General features: G+C 67.3%; 8 protein-coding genes. All 8 read right to left on the bottom strand.

The features are described from left to right. Position 1: 1 nt before the first annotated feature. The gene (locus ACGHC0_RS12795) at positions 2 to 478 is read right to left on the bottom strand and encodes a carboxypeptidase regulatory-like domain-containing protein (RefSeq protein ID WP_368355548.1); all 477 of its coding nucleotides are present in this window, start codon (positions 476 to 478) and stop codon (positions 2 to 4) included. Positions 479 to 601: 123 nt separating this feature from the next. Then, a complete protein-coding gene (locus ACGHC0_RS12790; RefSeq protein ID WP_415265757.1) occupies positions 602 to 1,348 on the bottom strand; it encodes an ABC transporter substrate-binding protein in 747 nt (248 codons plus the stop codon). A gap of 140 nt (positions 1,349 to 1,488) precedes the next feature. Further along, a complete protein-coding gene (locus ACGHC0_RS12785; protein ID WP_415265756.1) occupies positions 1,489 to 1,866 on the bottom strand; it encodes a hypothetical protein in 378 nt (125 codons plus the stop codon). A gap of 63 nt (positions 1,867 to 1,929) precedes the next feature. After that, positions 1,930 to 2,352 carry a hypothetical protein gene (locus ACGHC0_RS12780; RefSeq protein ID WP_415265755.1) on the bottom strand — a complete coding sequence of 141 codons (423 nt, stop codon included), beginning with the start codon at positions 2,350 to 2,352 and terminating at the stop codon, positions 1,930 to 1,932. A gap of 1 nt (position 2,353) precedes the next feature. Next, positions 2,354 to 7,378 carry an RHS repeat-associated core domain-containing protein gene (locus ACGHC0_RS12775; protein ID WP_415265754.1) on the bottom strand — a complete coding sequence of 1,675 codons (5,025 nt, stop codon included), beginning with the start codon at positions 7,376 to 7,378 and terminating at the stop codon, positions 2,354 to 2,356. A gap of 50 nt (positions 7,379 to 7,428) precedes the next feature. Then, complete coding sequence (locus ACGHC0_RS12770; RefSeq protein ID WP_368355543.1) at positions 7,429 to 7,863, bottom strand: DUF1795 domain-containing protein; 435 nt, start codon at positions 7,861 to 7,863, stop codon at positions 7,429 to 7,431. A 35-nt stretch (positions 7,864 to 7,898) separates the two neighbouring features. After that, positions 7,899 to 10,415 carry a type VI secretion system Vgr family protein gene (locus tag ACGHC0_RS12765; protein ID WP_415265753.1) on the bottom strand — a complete coding sequence of 839 codons (2,517 nt, stop codon included), beginning with the start codon at positions 10,413 to 10,415 and terminating at the stop codon, positions 7,899 to 7,901. A 298-nt stretch (positions 10,416 to 10,713) separates the two neighbouring features. Continuing rightward, on the bottom strand, positions 10,714 to 12,912 hold the full coding sequence (ligA, locus tag ACGHC0_RS12760) for an NAD-dependent DNA ligase LigA (RefSeq protein ID WP_415265752.1): 2,199 nt from the start codon (positions 12,910 to 12,912) through the stop codon (positions 10,714 to 10,716). Positions 12,913 to 12,963 lie beyond the last annotated feature (51 nt).

The raw sequence follows: 12,963 nt of genomic DNA, 5'->3' as shown, positions 1-12,963 counted from the left end.
GTCAGAAGCGGAAATCCAGCGTTTTCGGCTCCTTGTCCACCATCACCGTCTGGCGCTTCTGCTTGCCGCCGGAAGTGGCCTCCACCTCATAGCTGCCCGCCGGCAGGTCCAGCAGGCAGACCGGGCCGGTGGCGGTGAAAGCAAGCGCCCCGGCATCGCCCCAGCCCTGCGGAACCAGTTTCACCTGCACGTCCGCCAGATAGTCGCCGCCACCCGCCGCGAAGAGCAGCGACAGGGGATGGTCCTTCATCGCGGCGCGCATGGCCGTGGACTCGTCCAGGCCGATACCGCCGCAGGTGTAGCGCAAGGCACCCTGGGTCTTCTTCTCCGGCAAGGGCGCCGATGTGGGTCGGGACGGCTGCGCCGTCTGCTGGGCCAGGACGGGCCCGGCCGCCGAACAGGCCAGCATCATGGCAGCCAGGGCGAGGCGAGCGCGGCGAGGGGACGGGACGGGTTGAAGGAGCGACAGGAATCGCACGGCGGTTCTCCTTGAAGCAAAACGCCCATCCTGCAGCGCCATGGCCACACCTGGCTGTCGGCACGGGCAGCAGCCCCATGTCGGCCGGCTGCCCATCGCAGCGGGAATGCAGGCGCCAGAGGATCAAGTGGCCGCTGCCGCAGGGGCGACCGACGCGCCCTGCACTCCATGCCGCTTCAGTGCTTCTGCCACGAAACCCCGGGCCTTCATTTCTTCCACGAAATCCCGCAGGTACCGCACGGCCGTTTCCGGGCGGTCCCCGGGCAGGCCCATGGCCTGCTGGATCACCATGAACCGCCCTGGCAGCAGGCGAAGTCCTGCGTGCTGCCGCGCATCGGCCTCCAGTTGCTGCCTCACGCCCGCAGCCACGTCGAGCGATTGCGCCAGGAAAGTATCCACCACCGCCTGGGAATTGGCTGCGCGCACGATCTGCGCAGCCTTCAGTTCACGCGTCAGGAAAAGGTCGTAGGCACTCCCCTGCCCCACCGCGACCGTCGTCCCGGCCTGGTCCACCTGCGCGTTGTCCGTGATGGGCGAGCCGTCCCGCACCAGATAGGCGCCCTCGATCAGCACGTAGGGCGCGGTGAAGGCGATGCCCTCGCCGCGCAGTGGGTCCACCGCGAAGAAGCCGATGTCCGCCTGGCCCTGCCTGACAGCCTGGACCGATTCGGCCGCCTTGTCGAACACCAGCCACTCAGGCTCCACGCCCAGTTGGCGTGCGAATCCACGGGCGAGGTCCACGGACACCCCGTCCGGCTCGCCATCGGTCTTCCGATGGGCGAGCAGGGGGTTGCCCAGGTTGATGGAAGCGCGGAGCCGGCCGGTGGGCGCCAGGGCGGTGATGAGGTCCGGTGAAATGGATGACGGCATGGACAGGAACTCCTGGGCTGTGGGGTGACGGGCGATGCGGGGAATTCATCAGCTGGTTTCGCCGCTGGTGGCAGTATCCCCTGCCACCGCCATTTTGAGCGTACTCAGCGTGGCGGTGACGGTGGCGATGCTTCAGCACATCAGGCAGCGTAAGGGCGTTCGATAATAAAAATATTGCCCGCGGGATCCTTCAAGGTCATGCTCTGGCCCAGAGGCCACTCGAAGAGGGATCGCTTTGTCAGCAATTCGCTCCCTGTCGAGAAATTGAAATTCGCCAGCCTGTGGAAAAGAGTCTCGATTTCTGTCACGCCCATGGTGAACAGGGGCCGGGAAGAAACAGGAGCTGGATCGCCCTCGGAAACAACCAATCCAAAATGCGGATTGCCTTTCGCGACGATCAAACATGAGTCCATTCCATAATCGATTGAAACTTCAAAAAGCGACAGCTCCACAACGTAGAATCGAACCAACAGCCCGGCATCTGGAAAAAACAGATTGGGAAAAATGGATGAAATCATCAAAAATCCAACCCCGCTCCGAACCTGTCATCCGGTTTACAGCTTTACCTGCACAACCCGCCATCAGAGACTTCTGAAAAAATCCCAGGCGCTTATATCGATATCTGAATTTCCGGGATTGTTGTCGCCTCTGAATTCGAGGCGGTTCATTGCAGGATCAACGACAACAGCAGTGAAACCGACCGGATCGAGGAGGAGCAGTTCGATTTTCGCCCCGGCACGCACCCAGCGATCGCAAAGGCCAATGAAGTCGCCCGGCATGAAGATGCTCGCGAGGGAGGGGGCTCCAAGCCTGTTGATTTCATCGATATTTTTGACGTCCTTGAACTGAAGCCTCAGCGAACCGTCCTCCCGCACCCAGAATTCACTGTACTCACCCGAAAATCCCAGGACGCGGCGATAATAGTTATTCATCATGGGCTCCCGGTCCGGGTGGATGGGCACATGAATATAAGTCTCAAAACCATCTTCAGAGAAATCCAGCATTTCAGCATCCTGTTTTTGACGGCGGTCTTCCACTGGGTTTCGCAGCTGCCCGGGCTGCTGCGATGTGAGTGGAGTTCCCCTTCATGGGTTTTACACCCAGCGCAGAGAGCGCGTCCTTCTCTGCCTTGTAGAAAGAACTTCTGTTTGGAGATCCGTCTTCGCCAATGTCGATGAATTTATACCCTTCGGCATGTCTGTCCTTGATCCAGTCAACATTCGCCTGAATTGCCTTGCGCTCCCATTCCGCGCTGCCGAACTCCAGGCGGCTTGCTCCGGACTTTTTCATCATCGGCTTCCAGTCATCCTGAATCGTTCTGAATTCATGCCCCTTGAGGTTTGGGTTGTCCGACATGATTTTTGCATATTTATTTACGGCATCCTGCCCTTCCCCAATAATCACATAATTTTCGTGACCCAGCGGATCGATCCACGATATGGGGTTGGCCGCATACCGCTGCAGGTTGAGTCCACCCGCCAGCCCGATCGGATCCGGACTGATGAACCGCCCCACATCCGGGTCGTAGTACCGGAAGGTGTTGTAGTGCAGCCCCGTCTCGCGGTCCAGGTACTGGCCCTGCAGGCGCAGGTTCTGCTCCAGCGTGTCCTCGTTCCTGTGCCGCTGCTGCACCGCGGGAATGGCGCTGCCGTCGATACGCACGGCCTCCCAGCGCTCCTCCAGCGCACTGCCCCAGGTGCGCCAGCTCGCGCGCCAGCGCACCTCGCCGGCCTCGTCCGTCACCTCTTCCGGCAGGCCCGAGGGGTCGTTGTGGAAGTAGCTCACCTGGGCGCTGGCGCGCAGGCGGGATTCGGCCGGGTTCTGGGCTTGGGCATGGGCGTGTGCCGCGACTTGTGCTGAGGCAGAAGCGGCATGCACTGCCGCGCTGCTGCCGGGCGCAGCCATCGGGTTCAGCGCGGCGTAGCGGCTGCTTTGGCTGCCTGGAGGGCCTTGGGTGCCTGCCTGGCCCGCACCGTCACCGCCCACCAGCCCGCCATGCCCGCTGCCCTCCAGCCGCTGCCCGTCCGCATCGATGCGCGCCAGCGGCACATAGCTGCCCGGCTCGTACACGTAGCTCACCACCTTGGAGCCGCGCCGCTCCTCGATCAGCCGCATGCCCTCCCAGATGAACTCCGTGCGCCCGAACGCGTCCTGCTTGGCGATGCGCCGGCCCAGCGCGTCGTAGCGGAACTCCACCCGCTGGCGCGTGGCCTGGGCCGTGCCCGGCTGGCGCGTGGTCTCCACGGCCACCAGCTGGTCTTCGTCGTCCCATTCGAAGCGCTGCACCGTGTGCCGTCCGATGCGCTTCTCGCGCAGCCGCGCGAAGCCGTCGTAGGCGAAGCGCTTGTCCTCGTACACCCGCACCAGGTTGTCGCGCAGGTAGCCCGTGGAGCCCGTGCCGGGTCCACCGGGGCTCCCGTCGTTGGCCGCCATGCGCGATGCCAGGCTCGCATCCAGCAGGTTGCCTGCCGGGTCGTAGCGGAACACTTCTTCCGAGCGGCCCTGCACGCCCGCACCCGGCTGCGCCCCGGGGCCTGCGCGCAGCGCCTGCTCCACCCGCCCGGTGGCGTCGTAGCGCCAGCTCGTGCGCCCCTTGTGGCTGTGCACGCTCTCGCGCAGCTCGCCCACCGCGTCGTAGCGGTACTGCTTGAGCAGCCCCACGGCCGCCGAGGGGCCGCGCTGGGCCAGCGCCTCCACCTGCTGCTGCCATGCCGCGCGCCAGTCCTCGCCCGCCGCGTCCTGCAGGCCCGCGCCCGAGCGTGTCCAGCTGCCCGTGCGCCGGCCCAGCGCGTCCAGCGCGTAGCGCGTGGCCAAGGTGCCCTGCGTGCGCAGCACCTCCCGATGCAGCGCGTCGCGCTCGATGTCGGCGATGAGCCGGTGCACTTCACGCACCGGTTCGGGCAGCATGCCGTCCAGGCCGCCGCCACTCAGATCACCACCCAGACCGCCGGCCTGCAGCTTTTCACCTGGCAGCGCATCCTTTGGTGTTTCCTGCGGCGCTTCCTGCGCCAGTTCCTCGACCAGCCCCAGGTTGATCTGGTGCAGGTGCCCCGAGCCGTAGTGCAGGTAGTTCAGGCTGCGCCGCAGCACGGCCCGGCCCGCACGGCCGGTGACCGCCGGCAGCTGCGTGCGCGTGCGGTTGCCCAGCGCGTCGTGTTCGTGCCGCAGCGTGTGCACCTGCCCGCTGGCTGCATCCTGCGCGTGCTCGGCCACGATGCGGCCCAGCACGTCGTATTCGAAGCGCGTGGTGTGCTGCAGCTCCAGCGCCTCGTTGTCCGTTTCGGCTGGCGCCCCGGCCTGGCGCCGCCAGCGCGATGCCTCCACCAGCCGCCCGCCCGCGTCGTAGCGGTAGCGCAGCACGCTGCCGCCCACCCGCTTTTGCACCAGCCGCCCCAGCGCGTCGCGCTGCAGTTCCGTGCGCCGCGGTGTTTGAGCGTTCCGGGCTGCCGGGCCTTCCCGCAGCGTGCCGTCCTGCGCCTGGGTCTGCAGTTCGTGGAACACATCGTCGCCCCGCGCCGGGTGGTGCACCACCGCCACCACGTGCCCGTCCGCGTCGTACTCCAGCCCCACCCGCGTGCCGTCCAGGCGCTCTTCTTCCACCAGCCGGTCCGCGTCGTCGTAGCGGAACCGATAGACGCCACCGTTTTCCGTGGCGAGCGCCGAGAGCCGGTGCGCCCCGTCGTGCGCCGCCCCGATCTCCCGGCCCTGCGCGTCGCGCCGCCACAGCAGTTGGCCGCGCACGTTGTGCCCGTAGCGCGTGGCCCGCGAGAGCGCGTCCGTGTGCTCCACCAGCCGCCCGCCCGCGTCGTATTCGAACCCCTGGCTGCTGCCGTCGGGCAGTCTCAGCGAGCGCAGTTGCCCGCGCGCATCCACCACGCCCTGCGTCTGCAGGCCCAGCGCATCGGTCACCGATTGCAGCTGGCCCCAGCCGTCCCAGCCGTAGCGCGTCGTGCGCCCCGAGCAGTCGGTGTACCGCACCAGCAGGCCCCGCTCGTTCCACTGCAGGGTCTTGGCACCGCCCAGCGCATCCTCGATCTGCACCACCTGGCCCTGCGCGTCGTAGGCGTAGCGCGTCACCCCGCCATCGGGCGCCGTCTCCTGCACCCGCAGGCCCTGGCGGTCGTATTCGTAGCGCCACGTGGCCCCGTCCGGGCCCGTGGTGCGCAGCGGCTCGAGCCACCGGCTGTCCCAGAGCGTGCGCGTGAGCCGCCCCAGCGGGTCCACCACGCCCGTCTGCATGCCGTTGTCGTCGTACTGGAAGGTGGTGGTCGCCCCCGAGGGCCGCGTGCACGACAGCAGCTCGCGCCGCTCGTTCCACGCGAGCCGCCACGTGGCGCCCAGCGCGTTGGTGTAGGCCGTGAGGTTGTGCCAGCGGTCCCACTGCCAGCGCTCTTCGCGCCCGAGCTGGTCGGTTGACCTTGTCCAGCCGCCGGCCTCGCCAGCGGGGCTGCCATCGGAGCTGCCATCGAAGCCATAGGCGATGGCATAGCTCTCACCATCCTCCGTCCAGTGCCGCACCACCCGGCGGTCGCGCAGGCGCCGGCCATCGGGCCCGCGGGCACCGTCCTGGCGCTCGGGGCCGCTCGCCCCCGCTTCGCTCTCCCACGCGTAGTGGCACGCGAAGCCGGCCGCATCCTCCTGGCGCACCATCAGGCCTTCGGCGTAGGCGAAGCGCCGCACGGTCGCGCGCGTGCGGTCCTGCACTTCGGCCAGTTGGCCGCCCGCGTCATGGCGGTAGGCCGCCAGCAGGCCCAGTTGCTCGCCCGGCGCCGCCTGCACGAGGTGGATCGCCACCAGCCGCCGGCTGCCCGCCTCATAGTCCAGCCGCAGCAGCCGCCCCAGGTGGTCCGCGATGCCCGCCAGGCGCCGCTCGCCGTCGTAGCGCAGCCCCACCCAGTGCCCGAACCGGTCGCGGATGCGCAGCAGTTTCAGCACATGCCTGCCCGCCTCCTGCGGCGCCGGGCCGAACTGCCAGGCCACGTGGTCGAGCTCGCCCACCTCGTAGTGCCCACCCGCCGTGCAGCCCAGGGTGAAGCCTTCGCCGACGTTGAAGAGCGCCGTGCCCGGCCCGACATCCGGCAGCTCGATGTGCCGCCCTTGCGGGTTGACGTAGGTGATGCGCGAAGGCGGCGCACCGGCAGCTGTCCGCTCCACGTGCAGCTCGATCTCGTAGGGCACGCTCCAGCCCGCGCCGTGCAGGGTGCCGCCCCGGTGGTCGTGGCTGCTGTAGAAGCGCCGCCAGGCAATGCCCAGCGGCCCGGGCAGCACGAAGTCCGTGTCCTCGCTGCCGTCCAGCACCTTGCCGCCCGTGGCCGGGTGCACCGGGTAGCCGATCAGCGCCCGGAAGCCCCGCCCCAGCGCGTCGCCCGCCATGCCCACCACCGCCCCCAGCGCCAGGCACCCCACCTTGCCCAGGAAGTTGCCCCGGCCCATCGCCAGGCCCACACCGATCTCCAGCGCCGTCTCCCACCACGCCCGGTCGTCGGCGATCTCCAGGTACGCCGTCTTGTTGCCCCCCACCAGCACGTCGTCCGAGCCGCTGGCGATCTGCGCGGCGCACATCATCTTGTCGCCCTTGCGGGCAGCAGGATAGGTTTCGATGAAGACCGAGTCCGAGCCCTCGGCGATGAAGTTCGGGTTGGGCTGCCCATGGTCGCGGCACACGGCCGCGTCCGCCACCGCCCGCATCGCAGCCCGGCCATTGATGCGCACCGTCGCCGCCCCACGGATGCCCAGCGTGCCCGTGATGTCCAGCTCCCCGATGTCCTCGGTCATCTCCTGGATCTTTTTTTCCTTGTAGTCGCTCCAGCCCGTCGCACCCCCGATGAACCCCGCCAGCAACCCGCACGCCAGGATCGCACCACACCCCATCGTCGCCACCGACACCCCCGCCGCCAGCGCCACCACCCCCGCCACCAGCAGCGTCTCCACCATCCCCGACGCCAGCCGCAAACCCACACGCGCCAGCCTCGCCCACACCGACACGTGTCCTATCTCGTCCGCCTGCCTCGCCGCCGCCATCCCTCCCATGCTGCTGTTCTCCTGTCGTGTGTTCTTCGCGGCCTACCTTGCCACCGGCGTCACTGGCGCAGCACGAAGCTGGCCAGCACGCCATCGACCTGCCGCAGGTGTTCTTCCGTGAAGGGCACCGGCAGCGAAAAGGTGAGATTGAGCACGGTGCGGCTGTCAGGCAGCAGGAACAGCGACTGCACGTGGTGCACCATGCGCCCCTGCTGCTTGTAGCTCACGGTGAATTTCGAGCCGCCGATCTTCTGTTCCGGCGCGCCGAGCGTGGCCGGCTGCACCTCGCCCCGGCTGAACTTGGCGACCTGCCGCGACAGGTCGCCGAGCTGCCGCTGCAGGAATTCCGGCGGGGTTTCGCCGGCCTCGAGCAGGTCCTTGGAAATGGCGACGGTCATCTCGCCCGTGCCGGGTGTGGGCGCGAGCAGGTGCACGGTGCGGTCGGTGACATGGTCCGGGGCTTCGATGTGGCCTTCTTGGAAGTGGTAGCGCATGCGGTGGTCTGCTTTCTCTGGTCGGTGTGCTGCTTTCAGCAATTCAGGTTGATCTTCTTGCCGAACTGATCGAGGTCGTCCTCGAAATTGAAGACGCCCTTCACGCCGTTGAGCACGATGGTGCCGTCGGACTTGAGGGTGATGGACGCCTTGCCGCACACCAGCGTGATGCTCTCGCCGGCCACCTCGGTGATGTGCTTGCCCGCACTGACGAAGACCGTGTCGGTTTCCGCGCTGACCACGGTGTTTTCCTTGGCCAGCAGGTGGGCGTTGAGCGCCGTGGACGACACGGTGATGTTCTGCTCCGCAACGAGGTTCATGTGGCCGGTCTTGGCGACGGAGGCCACGTCGCCGGCCGAGACGATATTGGTCTGCCCGCCTTCGGTGACATGGGTGAGCATGCCGCTTTTGGCCAGCTGGGTGAGTTGCGCACCGCTCGATACGGTCACGTGCTGCTGCGCGCGCACCGAGGTGCTCTGGCCGGAGCTGACCACGATGGGCTTGGGGCTGATGAGGCTCTGGCCCTCCGGGCTCACGATCGAGACCACCGGCTTGGTGATGTCCCGCGACAGGTCCATCAGGCTGCGCGCGTCGGCCATGGCAGGGTCGGTGTCGGTGGGCATGGCGGTTTCCGCGCCACCGCCATCGCCCGAAAGCGCCGAGGCCATCTTGGCGAGCGAGGCGGCTCCGCCCGCACCGCCCCCCGTGATCGCGGCGATGGCCGATCCCAGGCTGGAGATCTGCGAGGATTTCGCCGCATTGAGCGTACCGATGGTGGACTGCGCCGAGGAAACCGCCTGTCCGGCTTCCTGCATGAGCGAAGCGGTGTTGGCCAGCGTCGCTCCCATGTGCTCGAAACCGTCCGGGTTGTTCACCGAGACGCGGGAGGTGAAGTCCTGGTTGTACGTGGTGATGAGCAGGCCCTTGTCCGCCCGGATCGAGCCCCACAGGTCCGTGCGCAGCTCGAAGCCATACCCCCGCTGCGACCCCGTGCCCTGGTGCATCAGGTACCCCATGTTCAGGTACGTGTTGCCGTACGTGTTCGACAGCTCCAGGTGCTCTATCCCCTTCTGGTCCTCGAAGCGCAGCATGCTCGCCCCGCCCCCTCCCTTGCTCCAGCGCGTGAGCGTGCCCGACTGCGTCTTGTGCTCCGGCAGCTTCCACGGCGGCATCTGGTCCGCGTTGTACACCCGCCCCGTGATGATCGGCTGGTCCGGGTCTCCGGACAAAAAGTCCACGATCACTTCCTGCCCTATGCGCGGCAGGTAGATGCTCCCGTAGTTCTGCCCCGCCCAGCCGTGCGACACCCGGATCCAGCAGCTGGACTGCTCGTCGAACTTGCCCTGCCGGTCCCAGTGGAACTGCACCTTCACCCGCCCGTACTGGTCCGGCCAGATCTCCTCGCCCGGCGGGCCCACCACCACCGCGGTCTGCGGCCCCGTGGTCTTCGGCTTGGGCGTCACCCGTGCCGGCGTGTACGGCAGGCTCGTGGGCTGCGCCTGCAACGTGAACCGCTGGAACGAGCCCTCTTCCTGCACCGTCCCCTTCTGCCCCGGGTTCGCCGCGCTCACCCGCGGGTTCTCCTTGAAGTGGTACTGCAGGCCAGTGATGAGGTACTGCTGGTTCTGGTCCCCGCGCGGGTAGTTCTCCAGCGTGAAGAGGTAGCCCGTGGCCAGGGAGCGGTGGCGCGATTCGCCGCGCACCGTGCTGCGACCGCTCAGGTTTTCCTGCAGCCGTACCCGCGCATACGCTTCGCCGTCGCCGAACTCCGTGTAGCCCCCGGGCCACTCGTAGGTCTCGTAGGCGTCGTGGCTGTGCCCCGGCGGCATCTGCCGCATGTTCGCCAGGTCCGCCTTGGGTTTCTTGAAGTCGTAGTCGTCGTTGTAGAAGCGGCCCGAGTGGATCTCCTCGTGCAGCTCCCACGCGTGGATGTTCTCGCGGTCCGCCGTGGCCGACTTCTCCGGCGGATGGAAGGGAATCGTGGCCGCCCCGGGCAGCGGCTGGTGCGAGGCCACGATGTCGTCGGCCAGCGTCAGGGTGTGCTGGCCCTGCGCATGCTGGTGGTAGTAATAGATGCCCTCGTGCTCCATCAGCCGCGAGACGAACTGCAGGTCGCTCTCGTCATATTGCACGCAGTATTCCCACGTGCGGTAGCTGCGGCTGAGTTTCTTTTCCATCGGATATCCGTACGCGCCCAGCACCTCTTCGATGATCTGCGGCACGCTCTTGTTCTGGAATATCCGGAAATCGCTCTTGCGCGAGGCCAGCCAAACCCAAGGCTGCAGCTGCAGGCGGTAGGCATAGAAGCGGTGGTCCTGACCCTGCGTGCCGAAGCGCGTGACGATCCCGTCGAGGTAGCGCCGGCCGCCGCCTTCGGTCTCCACCACCACCGTGGCGCTCTTGCCCAGCAGCGCCTTCGGGTCGATGCTTTTGTCCTCGCTCAGCAGGTCGATGTCCAGGCTGAAAACCTGGCTCAGTTCCTCCCGGCCCTTGAGCTCCCGGAAATTCAGCGCATCGCCCAGCGGCGTTTGAATGGTGACTCGACGTGTCATGGTGCAACCAAACGTATTGAAAGTATTATTTGTTTTCCTGTTTCAGGAAATGGTGCGAGCGCCAAATCATAGCCGCGATCGCTCCGCCGGCAATCATGGAATATTGGGTGCTTATACCCATTCGATTACTGAAGCTCGACCGTCAATTTGATAAAAACAGCCTGATAGTCGCGCAAGGCGGATTAATTCGAGCAAACGTGAAGCAGGCTGTCCGGCCCCGGGCGCTGCCGGAGTGCGACCTCACCCCCTGAAATGCAGCGGGTCCCAACCCGCTGCCACGCCATTTCCGCGCCCTGGCTCAGCTGCCCTGCAGGAGGGCGAGCATGCCCGCCTCGTCCAGGACCGGCACACCCAACTCCTGCGCCTTGGTGAGCTTGCTGCCGGCCTCTTCTCCGGCCACGACGTAGTGCGTCTTCTTGCTGACCGACCCTGCGACCTTCGCGCCCGCGGCTTCGAGCCGCTCCTTGGCGTCCTCACGGCTCAGGGTCGGCAGCGTGCCGGTGAGAACAAAGGTCTTCCCGGCCAGCGGCAAGGTGGTGCGCTCGGCGGGCGGGCCTTCCTTCCAGGTGACGCCGCAGGCCCTCAACTGCTCGACCACCTCGCGGTTGTGAGGCTGTGCGAAGAAGGTGTGGATGGCCTCCGCGACGATGGGGCCGACGTCGTTCACCTCGAGCAGTTGCTCCACGCTGGCGCCGATGATGGCGTCCAGGCCGCCGAAATGGCGCGCAAGGTCCTTGGCCGTGGCTTCGCCCACATGGCGGATGCCCAGGCCGAACAGGAAGCGCGGCAGCGTGGTGTGCTTGGACTTCTCCAGGGCTGCCAGCACGTTCTGCGCGGATTTCTCCGCCATGCGGTCCAGGCTGCTGAGCGCCGTCAGGCCCAGCCGGTACAGGTCCGGCAGGGTGCGGATGACCTGGCCTTCCACCAGCTGGTCCACCAGCTTTTCCCCCAGGCCTTCGATGTCCATGGCCCGGCGCTGGGCGAAGTGGAGCAGCGCCTCCTTGCGCTGGGCCGGGCAGAAAAGCCCCCCGGTGCAGCGGTGGTTGGCTTCGCCTTTCTCCCGGACCACCGCGCTGCCGCAGATGGGACACTGGCGGGGCATGCGGAAGTTCGGCACGTAGGGCGACCGCGGTGCGGCACGCGCAGCATCGGCCCCGGATGCCGTGCCATCGGCCCCGGATGCGGCGTCCACCAGCGCATCGGAGCCCTGCAGTGCACCCGCCACGGGCAGCAGGGCCGTTGGCACCGTGCCCACCACTTCGGGGATCACATCGCCCGCGCGGCGCACGATGACCTGGTCGCCCACGCGCACGCCCTTCTTGCGGATCTCGAACAGGTTGTGCAGCGTGGCGTTGGTGACGGTGACGCCGCCCACGAAGACGGGAGCCAGCCGCGCCACGGGGGTGAGCTTGCCGGTGCGGCCGACCTGCACGTCGATCCCCTCCACGCGGGTGACCATCTCCTGCGCCGGGTACTTGTGCGCCACGGCCCACCGCGGCTCGCGGGTCACGAACCCCAGCTGGCGCTGCAGCGCCAGGCTGTTGACCTTGTACACCACCCCATCGATGTCGTAGGGCAACTGGTCGCGGCTCGCGCCCACCTCCTGGTGGAAAGCGACCAGCTCGGCCGCGCCCTGCGCGGTCCGCACCTGCGCAGCGACCGGGAAGCCCCAGGCCTTGAGCTGCTGCAGCATGTCGAAATGGGTCGCGAAGTCGGGACCGCCTTCTGTCGCCGGAGTGATGTCGCCCAGCCCATAGGCGAAGAAGCTCAGGGGCCGCTGCGCGGCAATGCCCGAGTCGAGCTGGCGCACCGCGCCGGCCGCCGCGTTGCGCGGGTTGACGAAAGTCTTGCCGCCGGCCTCGCGTTGGCGCTCGTTGAGCCGGTCGAAATCCGCCCGGCGCATGTAGACCTCGCCCCGCACCTCGAGCACAGGCGGCACGCCCTGGCGTCCGCCCGTGGGCAGCGTGAGGGGAATCTGGCGGATGGTACGGATGTTGTGGGTCACGTCCTCACCCACTTCGCCGTCGCCACGCGTGGCGGCCTGTACCAGGCGGCCGTTCTCGTAGCGCAGGCTCATGGCCAGGCCGTCGAATTTGGGCTCGGCAACGTATTCGATCGGCGGTGCATCGGGCGCGAGCTTGAGCTCCCGGCGCACGCGGGCGTCGAACGTCTCGGCGCCGCTGGCCTCGGTATCGGTCTCGGTGCGGATGCTGAGCATCGGCACCGTGTGGCGAACGGGCGTCAGGCCCTCCATCACCGCGCCGATCACGCGCTGCGTGGGCGAGTCGGGCGTGACGAGCTCGGGATGGGCCGTCTCCAGCGCCTGCAGCGTCTGGAAGACGCGGTCGTATTCGGCATCCGGCACGGTGGGCGCATCCAGTACGTAGTACTGGTGTGCCCATTGGTGCAACTGCGCCCGCAGCGCGGCGACGCGGCGGCCCAGGTCCCCAGGGTCGTCCTGGGCGGGAGCGGAAAACAGGTCGGGATGTTCGGCCATGGCGATCGTCTTTCGAAAAGGGGCACGGCGGGCCGCCGCCGGGCCGCCGTG

Source organism: Acidovorax sacchari (assembly GCF_042847045.1).
In the GTDB taxonomy this organism is placed as follows: domain Bacteria; phylum Pseudomonadota; class Gammaproteobacteria; order Burkholderiales; family Burkholderiaceae_C; genus Paracidovorax; species Paracidovorax sacchari.
Note: the sequence above shows the minus strand (reverse complement) of the source record. Positions and strands in the feature narration are given on the sequence as shown.

Bases quoted from the DNA above. Each gene is read 5' to 3' on its own strand.
- ligA (WP_415265752.1), bottom strand. From the start codon at position 12,912: ATGGCCGAACATCCCGACCTGTTTTCCGCTCCCGCCCAGGACGACCCT.
- ACGHC0_RS12770 (WP_368355543.1), bottom strand. From the start codon at position 7,863: ATGCGCTACCACTTCCAAGAAGGCCACATCGAAGCCCCGGACCATGTC.
- ACGHC0_RS12790 (WP_415265757.1), bottom strand. From the start codon at position 1,348: ATGCCGTCATCCATTTCACCGGACCTCATCACCGCCCTGGCGCCCACC.
- ACGHC0_RS12775 (WP_415265754.1), bottom strand. From the start codon at position 7,378: ATGGGAGGGATGGCGGCGGCGAGGCAGGCGGACGAGATAGGACACGTG.
- ACGHC0_RS12765 (WP_415265753.1), bottom strand. From the start codon at position 10,415: ATGACACGTCGAGTCACCATTCAAACGCCGCTGGGCGATGCGCTGAAT.
- ACGHC0_RS12780 (WP_415265755.1), bottom strand. From the start codon at position 2,352: ATGCTGGATTTCTCTGAAGATGGTTTTGAGACTTATATTCATGTGCCC.
- ACGHC0_RS12785 (WP_415265756.1), bottom strand. From the start codon at position 1,866: ATGATTTCATCCATTTTTCCCAATCTGTTTTTTCCAGATGCCGGGCTG.